The sequence below is a fragment of the Actinomycetospora chlora genome, assembly GCF_039542135.1.
Classification (GTDB): domain Bacteria; phylum Actinomycetota; class Actinomycetes; order Mycobacteriales; family Pseudonocardiaceae; genus Actinomycetospora; species Actinomycetospora chlora.
This window is the reverse complement of record NZ_BAABHO010000022.1, coordinates 1-18,536: the sequence shown is the minus strand read 5'-3', so window position 1 is coordinate 18,536 and position 18,536 is coordinate 1. Positions and strand designations below refer to the sequence as shown.

16 protein-coding genes and 1 pseudogene are annotated in these 18,536 nt (G+C 74.8%); 2 read left to right on the top strand and 15 right to left on the bottom strand.

Going from position 1 to position 18,536, the window contains the following annotated elements:
• Positions 1 to 18 precede the first annotated feature (18 nt).
• The 12 genes from ABD994_RS15055 to pyrR all read right to left on the bottom strand — a co-directional run bounded on the left by ABD994_RS15055 (position 19) and on the right by pyrR (position 14,757).
• On the bottom strand, positions 19 to 2,118 hold the full coding sequence (locus tag ABD994_RS15055; protein ID WP_345416074.1) for a primosomal protein N': 2,100 nt from the start codon (positions 2,116 to 2,118) through the stop codon (positions 19 to 21).
• A gap of 235 nt (positions 2,119 to 2,353) precedes the next feature.
• Positions 2,354 to 3,532, bottom strand: coding sequence for a methionine adenosyltransferase (metK, locus tag ABD994_RS15050; RefSeq protein ID WP_425550066.1), 1,179 nt, complete (start codon positions 3,530 to 3,532; stop codon positions 2,354 to 2,356).
• A gap of 175 nt (positions 3,533 to 3,707) precedes the next feature.
• Entirely contained in the window at positions 3,708 to 4,940 is a 1,233-nt protein-coding gene (gene coaBC, locus ABD994_RS15045) for a bifunctional phosphopantothenoylcysteine decarboxylase/phosphopantothenate--cysteine ligase CoaBC (protein WP_345416071.1), read from the bottom strand.
• A gap of 2 nt (positions 4,941 to 4,942) precedes the next feature.
• Positions 4,943 to 5,224, bottom strand: coding sequence for a DNA-directed RNA polymerase subunit omega (gene rpoZ, locus ABD994_RS15040; protein WP_285648178.1), 282 nt, complete (start codon positions 5,222 to 5,224; stop codon positions 4,943 to 4,945).
• The gene (gene gmk / locus ABD994_RS15035) at positions 5,221 to 5,895 is read right to left on the bottom strand and encodes a guanylate kinase (RefSeq protein WP_345416066.1); all 675 of its coding nucleotides are present in this window, start codon (positions 5,893 to 5,895) and stop codon (positions 5,221 to 5,223) included. The genes rpoZ and gmk overlap by 4 nt, the downstream gene beginning before the upstream one ends.
• Positions 5,896 to 5,899: 4 nt before the next feature.
• Positions 5,900 to 6,217, bottom strand: a complete 318-nt coding sequence (mihF, locus tag ABD994_RS15030) for an integration host factor, actinobacterial type (RefSeq protein WP_133830239.1) — start codon at positions 6,215 to 6,217, stop codon at positions 5,900 to 5,902.
• Between the two features lie 231 nt (positions 6,218 to 6,448).
• Positions 6,449 to 7,351, bottom strand: a complete 903-nt coding sequence (gene pyrF, locus ABD994_RS15025) for an orotidine-5'-phosphate decarboxylase (protein ID WP_345416063.1) — start codon at positions 7,349 to 7,351, stop codon at positions 6,449 to 6,451.
• A complete protein-coding gene (gene carB / locus ABD994_RS15020; RefSeq protein WP_345416060.1) occupies positions 7,348 to 10,728 on the bottom strand; it encodes a carbamoyl-phosphate synthase large subunit in 3,381 nt (1,126 codons plus the stop codon). Before carB ends, pyrF begins: the two co-directional genes overlap by 4 nt.
• 4 nt (positions 10,729 to 10,732) lie before the next feature.
• Positions 10,733 to 11,857 (bottom strand): glutamine-hydrolyzing carbamoyl-phosphate synthase small subunit, encoded by a 1,125-nt coding sequence (gene carA / locus ABD994_RS15015; RefSeq protein WP_345416057.1) that lies wholly within the window; start codon positions 11,855 to 11,857, stop codon positions 10,733 to 10,735.
• Positions 11,850 to 13,190 carry a dihydroorotase gene (locus ABD994_RS15010; RefSeq protein ID WP_345416054.1) on the bottom strand — a complete coding sequence of 447 codons (1,341 nt, stop codon included), beginning with the start codon at positions 13,188 to 13,190 and terminating at the stop codon, positions 11,850 to 11,852. The genes carA and ABD994_RS15010 overlap by 8 nt, the downstream gene beginning before the upstream one ends.
• Positions 13,190 to 14,149, bottom strand: a complete 960-nt coding sequence (locus ABD994_RS15005; protein WP_345416295.1) for an aspartate carbamoyltransferase catalytic subunit — start codon at positions 14,147 to 14,149, stop codon at positions 13,190 to 13,192. Before ABD994_RS15005 ends, ABD994_RS15010 begins: the two co-directional genes overlap by 1 nt.
• A gap of 23 nt (positions 14,150 to 14,172) precedes the next feature.
• Entirely contained in the window at positions 14,173 to 14,757 is a 585-nt protein-coding gene (gene pyrR / locus ABD994_RS15000) for a bifunctional pyr operon transcriptional regulator/uracil phosphoribosyltransferase PyrR (protein WP_345416051.1), read from the bottom strand.
• A gap of 315 nt (positions 14,758 to 15,072) precedes the next feature.
• On the opposite strand from pyrR, the gene bldD reads away from it, so the two are divergent.
• Entirely contained in the window at positions 15,073 to 15,567 is a 495-nt protein-coding gene (gene bldD / locus ABD994_RS14995) for a transcriptional regulator BldD (RefSeq protein WP_345416048.1), read from the top strand.
• 164 nt (positions 15,568 to 15,731) lie between these two features.
• Here the strand turns inward: bldD and nusB are convergent.
• From nusB to ABD994_RS14980, 3 genes and pseudogenes are all read right to left on the bottom strand, one after another.
• A pseudogene (nusB, locus tag ABD994_RS14990) lies at positions 15,732 to 16,187 on the bottom strand (transcription antitermination factor NusB); the annotation flags it as partial.
• Between the two features lies 1 nt (position 16,188).
• On the bottom strand, positions 16,189 to 16,752 hold the full coding sequence (gene efp / locus ABD994_RS14985) for an elongation factor P (RefSeq protein WP_345416042.1): 564 nt from the start codon (positions 16,750 to 16,752) through the stop codon (positions 16,189 to 16,191).
• Between the two features lie 14 nt (positions 16,753 to 16,766).
• Positions 16,767 to 17,900, bottom strand: a complete 1,134-nt coding sequence (locus ABD994_RS14980; protein ID WP_345416038.1) for a M24 family metallopeptidase — start codon at positions 17,898 to 17,900, stop codon at positions 16,767 to 16,769.
• 40 nt (positions 17,901 to 17,940) lie between these two features.
• Here ABD994_RS14980 and ABD994_RS14975 point away from each other — a divergent pair.
• Positions 17,941 to 18,536, top strand: a 596-nt coding sequence (locus tag ABD994_RS14975) for a hypothetical protein (RefSeq protein WP_345416034.1), incomplete at its 3' end; no start/stop codon positions are given.

The window sequence follows — 18,536 nt, the reverse complement described above, 5'->3', positions numbered from 1 at the left end:
GAATAGTGGCAGAGGGACCTAGAGCGGGTCCAGGGGGTCGAGCAGCACCCGCACCGCGTCGCGGTCCTTGCGGGCCGAGCGCACGGCCTGCGCGGCGTGCAGCTCCCGCGCGAGCGCCCGACCCTCGGTGCGCGGGACCCGGACCAGGCAGCGCTCGGCGCCCTCGGTGCGCTCCTCGCCGCCCGGGAGCCGCGTGCCCGGCGGCAGCTCCACGGGACCGAGCACCTCCATCGTGTCCGGCAGCGCCGCGAGCAGGTCGGCGACGGCGGCGGGCGGGCCGTCGACCGCCCCGAGGCGCACGGCCGGGGGCAGCGCGAGCTCCTCGCGGGCGGCGAGCTCGGTCGCCGCGTGGCCCGCCGGGTCCCACCGCACGAGCGCCTGGACGGCGGCGTTCGACGACTCGGCCACGACCACGACCCGTCCGCCGTCGGACGCGGGCCGCACCAGGGCGGCGGCCCCGAACCAGCGCCGCAGCGTCTCCTCCCCCGCCCGCAGCTCCGGCCGCGCGAGCAGCACGGCGCCGTCGAGCAGCAGTGCGGCGCCGTAGCCGCCCGCGGCGACGGGCTCGGCCCCGGGCGTGGCGACGACGAGCGCGGGGCCGCCGGGCACGGTGTCCAGGACGGCCGCCGCCCCGCCGGAGGCCCGCACGACCGTCTGCGGGAACGCGCGGCCCAGCTCCTCGGCCGTGCGCTCCGACCCGACGGCCAGGGCGCGCAGGCGCTGGCCGCCGCAGGCGGCGCACCGGAGCCCGGCGCCCGGGTGGCCGCACCAGGGGCAGGTGGGCACGGCGTCCCGGCCGGCAGCGTCCCGCCCGGCGGGCAGGGCCAGCGGGCCGGCGCAGCGGCGGCAGCGGGCGGGCTCGCGGCACGTCGCGCAGGCGACGGCGGGCAGGTAGCCGCGGCGCGGGACCTGGACGAGCACGGGCGCCCCCGCGGTCAGGGCGGCGCGGGCGGCCTCGAACGCGACGCCGGGCACGCGGGCGGCGCGGGCGGCGGGGTCGCGCAGCAGCTGGCGGTCGTCCTCGCCGATCGAGGTGACCCGCGGGCCGCGGGCGCGGACGGTCGCCCGGTCCGCGACGACGTCGTGGGCCCAGCCGCTGGCGACGAGCAGGGCGGCCTCGGCCGTGCGGGCGAACCCGCCGACGAGCAGCGCTGCGCCGTCACGGTGGGCGCGGGTCATGGCGACGTCGCGCGCGTGCGGGTAGGGCGCGCGGGGCTCGGCGTGGGAGTCGTCGCCGTCGTCCCACACGGCGACGAGCCCGAGGTCGGCGACGGGCGCGAAGGCCGTCGCGCGGGTGCCGACGACGATGCGCGCCTGTCCGCGCGCCACGGCGAGCCAGCGGCGGTAGCGCTCGGCGGGGCCCAGGTCGGCAGCCAGGGCGACCACGGCGTCGGCACCCGCGACGGCCTCGCAGGCGGCCTGGACGCGGTCGAGGTCGCGGCGGTCCGGCACGACGACCACGGCGCCGCGGCCGGCGGCGGCCGTCGCGGCGGCGGCCTCGGCGAGCCGGGCGGGCCAGTCCTCCCCGGGCAGCGCCTGCCAGACGGCGTGCGCGGGACGTCCCTTCTCCAGGGCCTCGAGCAGCGCGGGACCGCGGGGGTAGTCGCCCCAGCCGTGGTGCTCGGGCGGCGTCGGCGCCGGCCGTTCCGGCGGCGTCTCGGCCTCCACCCGCGCGTGGCGGGGCGGGACGGCGAGGCGCAGGACGTCGGCGAGGGTGCCGGCGTAGCGGTCGGCGACCGCCCGGCACAGCCCCGCGAGCTCCGCGCTCAGCACCGGCTCGGGCGAGACGACCTTCTCCAGCCACCCCAGACGCCCCGTGTGCTCGGAGGTGTCCTCGCGGGCGAGCACGAAGCCGTCGACCAGGCGCCCGGCGAACCGGACGCGCACCCGGGCACCGGGGACGGCCTGCTCGGCCAGCTGCTCGGGGACCTGGTAGTCGAACGGGCGGTCGAGGTGGGCCAGGTTGACGTCCACCGCCACCCGCGCCACCGGGCGCTCGGTGGCCGGGAGGCGTTCGTTCTTGCGCGGCTTGCCGGGCTTCGGGGCGGGCGGGGCGGGAGCCGGGGCGGGCGACGGCGGCGCGGCGAAGAGCGCCTCGCCCGTCTCCCTCGCCCTCACGTCCTCACGTGTACCAGAGCCGCCCGACCGCGCCGCGACACGTGGTGATCAGCAGGGGGAACGGCACCTCGGAGGACCCCCGCGCGGTGCCTTTCGACCTGGTGATCACCGGACCGGGGCTCGGACGCACGCCGGCCCGGCGCACCACGGGGTCGGGTGCGCCGGGCCGGCGTGTCGTCCTTCCGAGCACGTGGCGATCCTGGCTCTCAGCGCCAGGAATGCCGCGTTGCTCGAACTAGCTCGCGATCGACTTCAGCGCGTCGGCGCGGTCGGTGCGCTCCCACGGGAGGTCGAGGTCGTCGCGGCCGAAGTGGCCGTACGCCGCGGTCGGCTGGTAGATCGGGCGCAGCAGCTGCAGGTCGCGCACGATCGCCCCGGGGCGCAGGTCGAAGACCTCGTGGATCGCCTTCTCGATCTTCGACGGGTCGACCTGGGCGGTGCCGAAGGTCTCGACGAAGACGCCCACGGGCTCGGCCTTGCCGATCGCGTAGGCGATCTGGACCTCGACGCGCTTGGCCAGGCCGGCGGCCACGACGTTCTTGGCCACCCAGCGCATGGCGTACGCGGCGGAGCGGTCGACCTTCGACGGGTCCTTGCCCGAGAAGGCGCCGCCGCCGTGGCGGGCGTAGCCGCCGTACGTGTCGACGATGATCTTGCGGCCGGTCAGGCCGGCGTCGCCCATGGGGCCGCCGGTGACGAAGCGGCCGGTCGGGTTGACCAGCACGCGGGTGCTCGACGAGTCGAGGTCGATGCCCTCGAGCACCGGGTTGATGACCTTCGACCGGATGTCGGGCGCCAGCATGTTGTCCAGGTCGATGTCGGCGGCGTGCTGCGTCGACAGGACCACGGTCTCGACGCCGACGGGCTTGTCGCCGTCGTAGGCGATGGTGACCTGGGTCTTCCCGTCCGGACGCAGGTACGGCAGCGTGCCGTCGCGCCGGACCGCGGTCAGCTTGCGGGCGAGCCGGTGCGCGAGCCCGATGGGCAGCGGCATCAGCTCGGGGGTGTCGGCGTCGGCGTAGCCGAACATGAGGCCCTGGTCGCCGGCACCCTGCTTGGCGATCTCGTCCTCGTTGCCCTCGACGCGCGACTCGTAGCCCTCGTCGACGCCCTGCGCGATGTCCTTGGACTGCGCGCCGATGGAGATCGAGACGCCGCAGCTCTCGCCGTCGAAGCCCTTGGCCGACGAGTCGTAGCCGATGTCCAGGATCGTCTTGCGGACGACGTCCACGTAGTTGACCTGGGCGTTGGTGGTCACCTCGCCGGCGACGTGCACCTGGCCCGTCGTGACCATCGTCTCGACCGCGACGCGCGACTTCGGGTCCTGCGCCAGCAGGGCGTCCAGGATGCCGTCGCTGACTGCGTCGCAGATCTTGTCCGGGTGGCCCTCGGTGACGGATTCGCTGGTGAACAGACGCCTAGCGGGCACAATCTCTCCCTGCCTCGACAATGGGACCCGTCCACACTAACGGCATCCGGAGGGATCGCGAGCCCGCTGACCTGCTCGAATGCCAAGCGTGTCACAGAACGGTTGTGTTCATGAGCAGGACGTGAGATTGCCCCGGACAGAGCAGCAGGTCAGCAGCAGGTCAGCGCAGTCGCTCGGCGACCGCGTCCCACACCCGGGCGGCCAGCGCGGCCTTCGACCCCATCGGCAGCGGCTGCGACGAACCGTCCGCCGAGAGCAGCCAGCCCTCGTTGTCCTCGACCTCGAACGCCTTCCCGGCGCCCACGGCGTTGACCACGAGCATGTCGCAGCCCTTGCGCTCGAGCTTGGCGCGCGCGTACTCGAGCACGCTGCCGTGCTCGTCGCCCGTCTCGGCCGCGAAGCCCACGACGAGACGGCGCGGGACGTCCTCGGTGACGAGCTCGCGCAGGATGTCCGGGTTGAACTCGAGGGGGATCGACGGGGCGTCGTCCCCCTTCTTGATCTTGCCGGCGGACACCGACGAGGGCCGGAAGTCCGACACGGCCGCGGCCATCACGACGACGTCCGCGGCCTTCGCCGCGTCGAGCACCGCGTCGCGCATCTCGCGGGTGGTCTGCACGCGGCGCAGGTCGACCGAGGCGGGCGGCTCGAGGTCCGCGGTGGTGCCGGCGACGAGCGTCACCTCGGCGCCGCGTTGCGCGGCGACCCGGGCCAGCGCGTAGCCCTGGCGGCCCGACGAGCGGTTGCCCAGGGTGCGCACGGGGTCGAGCGGCTCGGCCGTGCCGCCGGCGGAGACGACCACCCGGCGGCCCTCGAGGTCGCGCGGCAGGGGGAACGGCTCGTCCGTGCGGGCGTCCCACTCGAGCAGCAGGCGCGCGAACTCGGCGATCTCGGCGGGCTCGGGCAGCCGCCCTGGCCCGGTGTCGGCGCCGGTGAGGCGCCCGGAGGCGGGCTCGAGCACCACCGTGCCCCGTCGCCGGAGGGTGGCGACGTTGTCGACCGTCGCCGGGTGCTCCCACATCTCGGTGTGCATGGCCGGCACGGCGAGCACCGGGCACCGGGCGGTGAGCAGCGTCAAGGTCAGCAGGTCGTCCGCGCGACCCTGGGCCATGCGGGCGAGCAGGTCCGCCGTGGCGGGGACGAGCACCACGAGGTCGGCACGCCGCCCGAGGGCGACGTGCTCGACGTCGGGGACGTTCTCGAACACCCCGGACAGGACCGGCCGGCCCGAGAGCGCCTCGAACGTGGCGGCACCGATGAACTCCAGCGCCGCGCGGGTGGCCACCACCTGGACGTGGTTGCCGGCCTCGCGCAGGCGCCGCAGCACCTCGCAGGCCTTGTAGGCGGCGATGCCGCCGGCGACCCCGAGGACGATCTCCCGGGGCTCGGCCACCGCTACTCGCCCTCGGTGTGCTCGAGGAGACCGGAGTGGATCTCGCGCATGGCCACCGAGAGCGGCTTCTCGCGCGGGCCGGGCTCGACGAGCGGGCCCACGTACTCGAGCAGGCCCTCGCCCAGCTGGGCGTAGTAGTCGTTGATCTGGCGTGCGCGCTTGGCCGCGTAGATGACCAGCGCGTACTTGGAGCTCACCGTCTCCAGCAGCTCGTCGATCGGGGGGTTGGTGATGCCCTCCGGGCCCTCGAGGATGCTGCCGGGCCGTCCGGTGGAAATGCTCACTCGCTCGCTCCTGCAGGGGTCGCGCCGGACGATGATCGGCCCGACGGCGCGGATGACCCCGTCGGCACGGCCTCCCGGCCGGCGCGGCTCACGGGAGGACCAGCGCTCAACTCTACCAACCGCCGTGCGGTCTCCCCGACGTCGTGGTTGACGACGGTGACGTCGAACTCGCTGCTCGCGGCCAGTTCCTCGCGCGCGGTCGCCAGCCGGCGGTCGACGACCTCGGTCGCCTCGGTGCCGCGACCGATGAGCCGGCCCACGAGGACCTCCCACGACGGCGGCTCGAGGAACACGAACAGCGCGTCCTCCCGCTGGGCGCGCACCGCCCGGGCGCCGGCCAGGTCGAGCTCGAGCAGCACCGGCTCACCGCGGGCGAGGTGCTCGTCGACCGGCGCCCGGGGGGTGCCCGAGCGGTGCATGCCGCCGTGGATCTCGGCCCACTCGAGCAGCTCGCCCTCGGTGACCATGCGGTCGAACTCGTCGGCGCCCACGAAGAAGTAGTCGCGCCCGTGCACCTCCCCGGGCCGGGCGGCCCGGGTGGTGGCGGAGACGCTGAACCACAACGGGGCGTGGATGCGCCGCAGCTCGGCGACCACCGTGCTCTTGCCGACCCCCGAGGGCCCGGCCAGCACCAACAGCCGGCCGGGCCCGTGCGCCGGGGGTGAGCTCACCGGCTCACTCGCCGGAGAACTCGTCGAGCAGCGCCTTGCGCTGGCGCTCGCCCAGGCCGCGCAACCGGCGGCTCGGGGCGATCTCCAGACGCTCCATGATCTGCTGTGCGCGGACCTTGCCCACGCCCGGCATGGCCTCCAGCAGCGCCGAGACCTTCATCTTGCCGAGCACCTCGTCCGAGTCGGCCTGCTCGAGCACCTCCGAGAGGCTGGTGCCCCCACGCTTGAGCCGCTCCTTGAGCTCGGCCCGGGCACGGCGGGCGGCGGCGGCCTTCTCGAGCGCCGCGGCCCGCTGCTCCTCGGTCAGCTCGGGTAATGCCACGTTCTCCTCCGGGGGGTCGAGACGACGGGTGCCGGCAAGACCGGCTCCCGAGGTGGCGAATCGCTGGACCAGTGATGGCGAACGTACCGCGCGGGCCCGACGTCGACAGTCCGTGGGGCCGGGATGTCCGCAGGTCGGGACACCGCGCGAAGCGCTCCGGGACACACGGATCCGGCGGGCGTCGCGCCCACCGGTGGTGATCGTTGCGCCCGGTACGTCCACGCGGGCGGTCTACCCGGTCAGGGATCCGTTCAGCGCGCCGACCGCGGCCCTCAGCGCTCCGTGGTCGGGGCCGGCGGTGAGGACCTCCCGCGCGCTGACGGGCACGACCGGTCCGCCCGCTGCGCCCAACGTCCCGGTCGCGCCCGACGCACCGAACGCCGCGGCCACGTCACCGGGCGTGCCGCCCTGCGCGCCGAGCCCCGGGACGAGCACCGGGCCGCCCAGGGCGTCGAGGTCGAGGCCGTGGTCGCGCCCCGTGGTGCCGCGGGTGAGGCCCACGACGGCGCCCGCCGACCCGTCGCCGAGCCCGCCCGCGTGCGCGGCGTTGTGGTCGGCCAGCGCGTCGATCACCGACTGCGCGACCTCCCGCACCGCTCGCGGGGAGCCCCCGCTGCCACCCACCCAGGCCTGGGCCGACTGCACTCCGGCGGCCTCCGGGTTGGATGTCCGCGCGAGCACGAACACCCCGCGACCGGTGGCGACGGCGAGGTCGAGGGCCGGCGCCAGCGCCCCGATCCCGAGGTAGGGCGAGAGCGTCACCGCGTCGGCGGCCAGCGGGGCGCCGTCCCCGAGCCAGGCGCGGGCGTAGCCGGCCATCGTCGAGCCGATGTCGCCGCGCTTGGCGTCGGCGACCGTCAGCACCCCGGCCTCGCGGGCGTCGGCCAGCGTCCGCTCGAGGGCGCCGAGCCCGGCCGAGCCCAGCACCTCGAACAGCGCCACCTGCGGCTTGAGCAGCGCGACGTGCCCGGCCAGGGCCTCGACGACCCCGCGGGCGAAGCGCTCCACCCCGGCGGCGTCGGCGTCGAGGCCCCACGCCGAGAGCAGGCCCGGGTGCGGGTCGATCCCGACGCACAGCGGCCCGTGCGCGGCGACGGCGTCGCGCAGCCTCGTGCGGAAGGCCGCCCGCGTCACGAGCCCGCCCCGACGGCCACCGGCGAGGGCGAGGGCCCGGTGCCGTTGGTGGAGCTGGTGTCGGCGCGGGCCGCGGCGAGGCGCGCGTGGAACGTCTGCAGCGGCGTCACGCCGACCTCCCCGCGGATGGCCGCCTCGACGGCCTGCACCGCGGCCGCGGCGCCCTGCACCGTCGTCACGCACGGCACGCCGACGTCCAGGCACGCGGCGCGGATCTCGTAGCCGTCGATGCGCGGGCCGGAGTGCCCCACCGGGGTGTTGATGACGACGTCGACCTCGCCCGCGGCGATCTTGTCGACGATGTTGCCCGGGCCTTCGAAGTGCTTGCGGACGATCTCGCACGGGATGCCGTTGCGCTCCAGCACGCTGCCGGTGCCCGCCGTCGCGAGGATCGCGAAGCCGAGGTCGGCCAGCCGCTTCACCGGGAAGATCAGCGAGCGCTTGTCGCGGTTGGCCACCGAGACGAACACCGTGCCCCGCACCGGCAGGGGCCCCGCCGCGGCGGCCTGGGCCTTCGAGAACGCCGTGGAGAACGCGCTGTCGATGCCCATGACCTCGCCGGTCGACTTCATCTCCGGGCCGAGCAGGGAGTCGACGCCGCGGCCGTCCGGGCGGCGGAAGCGGTGGAAGGGCAGCACGGCCTCCTTGACCGCGACCGGGTGCTCGCGCGGCAGGTCGGCCCCGTCGCCGGCGCGCGGCAGGACGCCCTCGGCGCGCAGGTCGGCGATCGTGGCGCCGAGCATCACCCGCGACGCCGCCCCCGCCAGCGCCACCCCGGTCGCCTTCGAGACGAACGGGACGGTGCGCGACGCGCGCGGGTTCGCCTCGAGCACGAACAGCACGTCGTCCTTGAGCGCGTACTGGACGTTCATCAACCCGCAGACCCCGAGGCGGCGGGCGAGCGCGACCGTCGACGCCCGCACCGTCTCCAGCTCGACGGTGCCGAGCGTGATCGGCGGCAGGGCGCAGGAGGAGTCGCCGGAGTGCACCCCGGCCTCCTCGATGTGCTCCATGACCCCGCCGAGGTAGACCTCGCCGTCGGCGTCGCAGAGCGCGTCCACGTCGATCTCGATGGCGTCGTCGAGGAAGCGGTCGACGAGCACCGGGTGGTCGGGGGTGACCTCGGTGGCCCGGACGATGTAGTCGGCCAGCGTCTCGTCGTCGTAGACGATCTCCATGCCGCGCCCGCCGAGCACGTAGGAGGGGCGGACGAGCACCGGGTAGCCGATCGACGCCGCGATCTCGCGGGCGCCGTCGAAGCTGGTGGCCGTGCCGTACGGCGGCGCCGGCAGCTCGGCGTCGGCGAGCACCTGCCCGAACGCGCCGCGGGACTCGGCGAGGTCGATCGCGGCCGGCGGCGTGCCGACCACCGGCACCCCGGCGGCCTCGAGCGCGGCGGCGAGCTTGAGCGGGGTCTGCCCGCCGAGCTGCACGACCACCCCGACCAGCCCCGGACCGCCCGCACCGGACACCTGCTCGGCGTGCACCACCTCGAGCACGTCCTCCTCGGTGAGGGGCTCGAAGTAGAGGCGGTCGGAGGTGTCGTAGTCGGTGGAGACCGTCTCGGGGTTGCAGTTGAGCATGACGGTCTCGAACCCGGCGGCGCGCAGGCTGAACGCCGCGTGGACGCAGGAGTAGTCGAACTCGATGCCCTGCCCGATGCGGTTCGGCCCCGAGCCGAGGATGATCACCTTGGGCCGGTCGGCCTGCGGGGCGACCTCGGTCTCGGCCGCGGGGTCGGACTCGTAGGCCGAGTAGTGGTAGGGCGTGCGCGCCTCGAACTCCGCGGCGCAGGTGTCCACCGTCTTGTAGACCGGGCGCACCCCGAGCCGGTGGCGCAGCGCACGGACCCCGGCCTCGCCGGCGAGCTCCGGGCGCACCGAGGCGATCTGGAGGTCCGAGAGCCCGGAGCGCTTCGCCCGGCGCAGCAGGCGCTCGTCGAGCACCGGCGCGTCGGCCAGCTCGGCGCGCAGCGCGACCAGGCCCTCGATCTGCTCGACGAACCACGCGTCGATGCCCGAGGCCTCGCTGACCTGCTCGACGCTCGCCCCGAGGCGCAGCGCCCGCTCGACGGCGTAGAGGCGCCCGTCGCGCGGGAGCGAGGCCTGGTGAAGGGCCTCCTCGGGCGTGCCGTCCGGATCGGGCGTCGTCCAGAAGCCCAGGGCCTTCGTCTCGGCCGAGCGCAGGGCCTTGTTCAGGGCCTCGCCGAAGCTGCGGCCCAGCGCCATCGCCTCGCCGACCGACTTCATCGTGGTGGTCAGCGTCGGGTCGGCGCCCGGGAACTTCTCGAACGCGAACCGCGGCACCTTCACCACGACGTAGTCCAGCACGGGCTCGAAGCTGGCCGGGGTCTCGCCGGTGATGTCGTTGGTGATCTCGTCGAGGGTGTAGCCGACGGCGAGGCGGGCGGCGATCTTCGCGATGGGGAAGCCGGTGGCCTTCGACGCGAGCGCGGACGAGCGGCTCACGCGCGGGTTCATCTCGATGACGACGAGGCGCCCGGTCTCCGGCTGCACGGCGAACTGGATGTTGCAGCCGCCGGTCTCGACGCCGACCGCGCGCAGCACCTCGATGCCGGTGTCGCGCATGACCTGGTACTCGCGGTCGGTCAGCGTCATCGCCGGCGCGACGGTCACCGAGTCACCGGTGTGCACGCCCATCGGGTCGACGTTCTCGATCGAGCAGACCACGACGACGTTGTCCTTGCCGTCGCGCATCAGCTCGAGCTCGTACTCCTTCCACCCGAGCACCGACTCCTCGATGAGGACCTCGTGCACCGGACTCGCCGCCAGGCCCGTCCCGGCCAGGCGCTCGAGCTCCTCGTGGGTGTAGGCCAGCCCCGACCCCAGCCCGCCCATGGTGAAGCTCGGGCGGATGACCACCGGCAGGCCGACCTCGGCGACGGTCGCGCGCACCTCGTCCATCGAGTGGCAGACTTCGCTGCGCGGCACGTCGCCGCCGACCTGCCGGACGATCTCCTTGAACTTCAGCCGGTCCTCGCCGCGCTGGATCGCGTCGACGTCGGCGCCGATCAGCTCGACCCCGTAGCGCTCGAGCACGCCCGCGTCGTACAGCGCGATCGCGGTGTTGAGGGCGGTCTGCCCGCCCAGGGTCGCGAGCAGCGCGTCCGGGCGCTCGGCCTCGATGACCTTGGTGACGTGCTCGACCGTGATCGGCTCGACGTAGGTGGCGTCGGCGATCTCGGGGTCGGTCATGATCGTCGCCGGGTTGGAGTTGACCAGCGAGACGCGCAGGCCCTCCTCCCGCAGCACGCGGCAGGCCTGGGTGCCGGAGTAGTCGAACTCCGCGGCCTGCCCGATCACGATCGGGCCGGAGCCGATGACCAGGACGTGGTGGATGTCGTCGCGGCGCGGCATCTGTCTAGCGCCCTCCCATCAGGGTGGCGAAACGATCGAAGAGGTCGGCCGCGTCGTGCGGTCCGGCCGCGGCCTCCGGGTGGTACTGGACGCTGAAGGCGGGGACGCCCTCGCAGGTCAGGCCCTCGACGGTCCCGTCGTTGGGGCAGGAGTGGCTCAGGTGCACGGTGCCGAACGGCGAGTCGACCCGGGCGCCGGGCTCGCCGGCCACCGCGAAGCCGTGGTTCTGGCTGGTGATCGCGACGGTGCCGTCGGTGTGGTCGATGACCGGGACGTTGATGCCGCGGTGCCCGTAGCGCATCTTGTAGGTCCCCAGCCCCAGCGCGCGGGCCAGGATCTGGTTGCCGAAGCAGATGCCGAACAGCGGCACCCCGCGGCGCAGGACCTCGGCCGTCAGCTCGACGGCGTGGTTCGCGGTGGCCGGGTCGCCGGGGCCGTTGGAGAGGAAGACGCCGTCGGGCGCTCTGCCGTCTCCGAATGGGTCGAGCAGCTCGTCGATCGTCGCCGTCGAGGGCAGCACGCGGGTCTCGGCGCCGCGCTCGGCCAGCATCCGCGGGGTGTTGGCCTTGATCCCCAGGTCCAGCGCGGCGACGCGGAAGCGGGTGTCCCCCGTCGCCGGCACCGTGTAGGGCTCCCGGGTGGTGACGGCGCCCGCGAGGTCCGCGCCCGCCATCTCCGGGCTGTCGAGCACCTGGGCGCGCATCGTCGTCGTGTCGGTGAGGGCCTCGCCGGAGAACAGCCCCGCGCGCATCGAGCCGGCCTCCCGCAGCCGGCGCGTCACCGCCCGGGTGTCGATCCCCGCGAGCCCGACCACGCCCTGGCGGGCCAGCTCGTCGGTGAGGCTGCGCCGCGAGCGCCAGTTCGACGGGCGCCGCGCCGGGTCCCGCACGACGTAGCCCGCGACCTGGATCGCCTGCGACTCGTCGTCCTCGTCGTTCCAGCCCGTGTTGCCGATGTGCGGCGCCGTGGCCACGACGATCTGGCGGTGGTAGCTGGGGTCGGTGAGGGTCTCCTGGTAACCCGTCATGCCCGTGGTGAACACGGCCTCGCCCAACGTGCGCCCGAGGGCCCCGAAGGCCTCGCCGCGGTGGACGCTGCCGTCCTCGAGGACCAGCACCGCCTCATCCATCCTGTGCCACCTTCCGCAATTCCCTCACGGCTCCGTCCCGCACCGTCCAGCGGCCCCGCAGCATCGTGTGCACCACGGAGACCGGCATCTGCATCCCCTCGTACGGGGTGTTCGCCGCCCGGCTGGCCAGCGACTCCCCGCGCACCGTCCAGGCCGCGTCGGGGTCCACCAGCGTCAGCGTCGCGGGCTCGCCCACCGTCAGCGGACGGCCCTGGTCGGCCAGCCCGGCGATCCGCGCGGGGGCCTCGCTGCACACCCGGGCGACCCCGCGCCAGTCGAGCAGCCCGGTGGCGACCATGGTCGTGACCACCACCGGCAACGCGGTCTGCAGACCCAGCATGCCGGGTCGCGCCGCGGACCACTCACAGTCCTTGGCCTCCACCGCGTGCGGCGCGTGGTCGGTGGCCACGCAATCGACCGTCCCGTCGGCCAGCGCACGGCGCAGCGCCGCGGTGTCGGCGGACGGCCGCAGCGGCGGGTTGACCTTGTGCACGGGGTCGTAGTCCTCGGCCGCCGTGTCCGTGAGCAGGAGGTGGTGGGGCGTGACCTCCGCCGACACCGTCACGTCCATCGTCTCCCGGGCCCACCGCAGCACCTCCGCCGAGCGCGCGGTCGACAGGTGGCAGACGTGCAGGCGCGCCCCGGCGGCTGCGGCGAGCATCACGTCCCGCGCGATGATCGACTCCTCGGCCGCCGGGTCCCAGCCGGCCAGCCCGAGCCGCGCGGCGACCGGCCCCTCGTGCGCCTGCGCGCCGACCGTGAGCCGGTGGTCCTCGGCGTGCTGGGCGACGACGGCGTCGAGCGCGCGGGCGTACTCGAGTGCCCGGCGCATCACCAGCGGGTCGTTCACGCAGCGCCCGTCGTCGGAGAACATCCGCACCCGGGCGGGTGACGCGGCCATCATCCCCATCTCGGCGAGCCGCGAGCCCTCCAGCCCGACCGTCACCGCCCCGACCGGGTGGACGTCGACCAGCCCGACCTCGCGACCCCGTCGCCACACGTGCTCGACGACCACCGGCGAGTCGGCCACCGGGTCGGTGTTGGGCATCGCGAACACCGCGGTGTAACCGCCGAGCGCAGCGGCGGCCGAGCCGGTGTCGACGGTCTCGGCCTCCTCGCCGCCGGGCTCGCGCAGGTGCGTGTGCAGATCGACCAGCCCCGGCAGGGCGATGAGGCCGCCCGCGTCGATCGTCTCGTCGGGGTCGGACACCGGGTCGACCAGGACCCCGTCGCGGACGTAGAGGTCTCCTGCGTCCTCGCCGTAGGGGCGGACGCCCGCGATTCTCGTGGTGCTGCCGTCCCGGGTCGAGCTCCGCTCCGCTGCGTCTCCCATCACGCCACGTCCTCCCCGGCGAGCAGGTGGTACAGGATCGCCATCCGCACGTGCACCCCGGCGGTGACCTGGTCGGCGATGGCCGCGCGGCTCGAGTCGGCCACCGAGCTCGCGATCTCCATGCCCCGCACGGCCGGCCCGGGGTGCAGGACGACGGCGTGGTCGGGCAGCCGGTCGGCGCGCGGCTGGGAGAGCCCGAAGCGGATGGCGTACTCCCGCGCGGAGGGGAAGAAGCCGCCGTGCATCCGCTCGGCCTGGACCCGCAGCATCATCACGGCGTCCGGTCCCTGGTCGAGCACGGCGTCGAGGTCGTGCGCGATCGTCACCGGCCAGTCGGCGACCCCCACCGGCAGCAGCGTCGGCGGCGCCACGAGCGTGACGCGCGCGCCGAGCGTCGCCAGCAGGTGGGCGTTGGAGCGGGCGACGCGGCTGTGCAGGACGTCGCCGACGACCGCGACGTGCGTGCCCTCGATGCCGCCGAGCCGCTTGCGCAGCGTCGCCGCGTCGAGCAGGGCCTGGCTGGGGTGCTCGTGGGTGCCGTCGCCGGCGTTGACCACCGCGACGTGGCCCTCGCCGCCCAGGTGGGAGTGCCCCACCTGGTCGAGCCACGCGGCGATGCGGTGCGGCGCGCCGGAGGCCGGGTGGCGCACGACCAGGCAGTCGGCGCCCGCCGCGCCCAGCGTCGCCGCCGTGTCGCGCAGGGACTCGCCCTTGCTCACCGAGCTGGCGGAGGCGCTGACGTTGATGGTGTCGGCGCTCATCCACTTGCCCGCGACCTCGAACGAGACGCGGGTGCGCGTGGAGTTCTCGTAGAACAGCGTCACGACGGTGCGCCCGCGCAGCGTGGGGAGCTTGCGCACCGCGCGGCCGGTGAGCGCCTGCTCCATCCCGGCCGCGGTGTCGAGCAGCGCCTCGGCCTGCTCGCGGCGCAGGCCCTCGGTGGACAGGAGGTGGCGCAGGCCGATGCTCGTCGCGGGGTCCGTCACCGGAGGCTCACCCCGTCCTCGCCGTCGACCTCGACCAGCCGGACGGCCACGTCCTCGGAGCGGTTGGTGGGGACGTTCTTGCCGACGTAGTCGGCGCGGATCGGCAGCTCGCGGTGGCCGCGGTCGACGAGGACGGCGAGCTGGACCGCGCGCGGACGGCCGTGGTCGCGCAGGGCGTCGAGGGCCGCGCGCACCGTCCGTCCGGAGAACAGGACGTCGTCGACGAGCACGACCACCGCGTCGTCGACGCCGCCCGGGGGCAGCTCGGTCTCGGCGAGCGCGCGGGTGGGCCGCAGGCGCAGGTCGTCGCGGTAGAGCGTCGGGTCGAGGGTGCCGACGGGCACCCGGGCTCCCGTGATCTCGCCGATCCGCTCGGAGAGGCGGCGGGCGAGATAGGTACCGCGCGTGGGCAGACCCAGCAGGACGACGCGGTGGGTACCGCCGTCCGGGGCGGTTCGTTCGATGATCTCGTGGGCGACCCGGGCCACGGTGCGCGCGAGGTCCGCCGCCGAGAGGAGCTCGCGCTCACCCTCGGCACTCGCGTCACCCGACCCGGATGCGCCCCGGCGCCGTGACGGCACGCGGGCGACCCTCCTTCTCCGCCTCGCGGGACGGCTCTTAAAGGATGTCGGTCAGGACGTCACCGACACTATCAGCGACGACGGAGACGTCCGGCAGCGCCCGCCGGGCGCTCCGCCGCCGGACGGGCCGGGACGGGCACTACGCGCCGTGGTCCGTACCCGGACGGGGTGCCAGGAGCCACAACGGCGACGATCCGCGGCCCGCCCGGCTTGACCATGTGACATCCGGGGGCGCATCATCACTCTCCGTATCGACTTCGCTGGGTGCACGGGCGGGGCGAGCCGGGCGATGTGAGAGGACGGGGTGTCCGCCAGATGGGTGACTACGCGAAGGCGCTGGGGTCGAAGCTCCGGGGCATCCGCCAGCAGCAGGGTCTGTCGCTGCACGGCGTCGAGCAGAAGTCGGGCGGCCGCTGGAAGGCCGTCGTCGTCGGGTCCTACGAGCGCGGCGACCGCGCCGTGACCGTCCAGAAGCTCGCCGAGCTCGCCGACTTCTACGGCGTGCCCGTGGCCGAGCTCCTGCCCGAGGGCCGGGTGCCCTCCGGCTCCGAGCCGGCCGCGAAGATCGTGATCAACCTCGAGCGGCTGCAGCAGCTCCCCGCCGAGAAGGCCGGCCCGCTGGCGCGCTACGCCGCCGCCATCCAGAGCCAGCGCGGCGACTACAACGGCAAGGTCCTCTCGATCCGCAACGAGGACCTGCGCTCGCTCGCGATCATCTACGACATGAGCCCGGGCGAGCTGTCCGACCAGCTCGTCGACTGGGGCGTCCTGCCGCCCGAGGCCCGCGCCGCCCGCGCCCTGGAGGACTAGGCACCCGGTTCCGCAGCGAAGGCGCTGTTCGCTGCTTCTACGCGCGCGAACTCCCCGTTCGCGCGTGGGTCCGTGCCTGCTCAGCCGGTCGGCGGCTCGTCGTCGGCCGGCTCGTCCGGCCCGGCCGGCGCGAGTTCCGCCCCCGCCGGGACGTCGACGCGGTCCGGGCTCGGCGGCGCCACCGTGCCCGGACGCCCCGAGGACACCCCCGCAAGCACCCCGTTGACGAAGCGCGGCGAGTCGTCGGTGGAGAGCGCGCGCGCCAGGTCGATGGCCTCGTCGATGGCTACCGGGTCGGGCACGTCGTCGCAGTAGCGGATCTCGAAGACCCCGATGCGCAGGATCATGCGGTCGACCGCCGGCATGCGGGCCATCGTCCAGCCCCGGGAGTAGGACGAGATCGTCTCGTCGATCTCCGCACGGTGGGCCACGACGCCCTCGACCAGCGACGCCGCGAAGTCCGACACGGGCGGGGCGTCGGCCCCGGCGATGCGGCGGGCGAGCACCTCCTGCGGGTCCTCGCCGCGGGCCTCCGACTCGAACAGGATGTCGAGGGCCCGCTTGCGGGCCTTGGAGCGAGACCCCTTGCGCGGGGTCGCGGGTGAGGCAGGACCGCTCACGTCAGCTGCTCACGCGGCCCAGGTAGCGGCCGTCGCGGGTGTCGACCTTGACCCGCGTGCCGGTCTCGAGGAACAGCGGCACCTGGATCTCGGCACCCGTCGAGACCGTCGCGGGCTTGGTGCCGCCGGTGGAGCGGTCGCCCTGCAGGCCGGGGTCGGTCTGGGTGATCTCGAGCTCGACCGAGGCCGGGAGCTCGATGTAGAGCGGCGCGCCGTCGTTGAAGGAGACCTGGACCTCCTGGTTCTCCAGGAGGAACCGCGACTGGTCGCCGACGGTCGCGGCCGGGACCGGCACCTGCTCGTAGTCCGCGGCGTCCATGAAGATGAAGTCGTCGCCGTCGCGGTAGAGGAAGGTCATGTCGCGGCGGTCGACGTTCGCGGTCTCGACCTTGGTGCCGGCGTTGAACGTCTTGTCGACCACCTTGCCGGTCATGACGTTCTTGAGGGTCGTGCGCACGAAGGCGCCGCCCTTGCCCGGCTTGACGTGCTGGAACTCGGTGACGGTCCAGAGGTTGCCGTCGATCCGCAGCACCAGGCCGTTCTTCAGGTCGTTCGTCGTCGCCACGGGAGGGCTCTCTCCTACGTCTCGTCTCGGGACTCGTGGACGAGGTCCCGGGGGCTCTGCGTGAGGGGCACGGCACCGTCCTCGGTGACCAGCAGCGTGTCCTCGATCCGGACCCCGCCCCGTCCGGCCAGGTAGACCCCCGGCTCGACGGTGACCGTCATCCCTGCCTCCAGGGTAGCGGTCGCGGTCGCGGACACCGCCGGAGCCTCGTGGATGACCAGCCCGACGCCGTGGCCGAGCCCGTGCACGAACTGCTCGCCGAACCCCGCCGCGGTGATGACATCGCGCGCGGCGGCGTCCACGTCGCGGGTGGCGACGCCCGGGGCCAGCGCCGCACGCCCGGCCGCGGCGGCCTCGGCGACGAGGTCGTGCAGGTCGCGCTGCCACTCCGCCGGGGCGCCGACGATCGTCGTCCGCGTCATGTCCGAGTGGTAGCCGTCGACGAGGGCGCCGAAGTCCATGGTCAGCAGGTCGCCGTCGGCGAGCGGGGCGTCGGTGGGGCTGTGGTGCGGGATCGCGGCGTGGGCGCCGGCGGCCACGATCGTCTCGAACGACGGGCCCTCGGCGCCGGCCTCGCGCATGCGCTCCTCGAGGTCGCGGGCCACCTCGCGCTCGCTCCGTCCCGCGCGCAGGCCCCCGTCCGCGATCACCCCGGCGAGCGCGGCGTCGGCGGCCGCGCAGGCCTGGCGCAGCGCGTCGACCTCGCCGGCGTCCTTCACCGCCCGCAGCGCCTCGACCAGGCCGGGCGCCCGGCGCAGCTCGCCGTCGGTCAGCGCGGCGGCCAGCTCCGCGTGGCCGTCGACGGTGACGTGAGCGCTGTCGAAGCCGATCGCCCCGGCCGCGGCCCCGAGCAGGGCCGGCCCGACCGCGCGCTGGACCAGCACCGGCAGGTCGGGCGTCTGCGCGGCCGCCTGGGTCGTGTAGCGACCGTCGGTGGCGAGCACCGTGCGGTCCTCGCCGCGGTCGGCGTCGTCGCCGGCGTGGACGAGCAGCGCGGCGTTCGAGCCGGTGAACCCCGTCAGGTAGCGGACGTTGACCAGATCGGTGACGAGCAGCGCGTCCAGCCCGGCCGCGCGCAGGGCGCCGCGCAGGAGGTCGCGGCGGCGGGCGTGGCCCCCGGGCGCACGTTCCGGGCGGGTGGGCTGCACACCCGTCAGCGTAGAGAAGGGCACGTCGTACGGTGTCCGTGTGCGTCCCGACACGACGGTCCGGCTCCGCTTCGCTCCGCGTCCCTGGGTTCTCCGAACGCTCGTCCTGACCGTCGTCTACGGCCTCGCCGAGACGCTGTTCGTGGCCCTGCGGTCCTGGTCGCCGGATCTGCTGCGGGTGTGGAGCATCGTCCTGCTGCTGGCCGTGTCGGTCGTCGTGATCGGCTGGGTCGGCGCCGAGATCGTGCTCGGCCGCCGCCCGCCGGAGTGGACGTGGTTCATCACGGCGCTGGTCACGGCACCCGCGGCCGGCCTGCTGAGCTGGATCCTGCTCGCGCTGTTCGTCGACGACACCGGCGTGGCCGACCTGCAGTCGGCGCTGTTCGGGCGGGCGTCGTTCGTCGCGCTGCTCATCCTGGCGGCGGTGTTCGTCGGGTCCCGCCTCGGCTGGCTGTCGATGCGACGGAACGGCGAGGGCGCCGACGATCCGATGCTCGACGCCGACGACGACGCGGTCGCCGCCCAGGCCGCGATCGACCGCGCCGACGGGGCCCCCGAGGGCGCCCTCGCGGCGGCGGCCGCCCTCGCCGCGGCCGGGCCGGGCGTCCGTCCGGCCGCGGCCGCCACCGCCGGGCC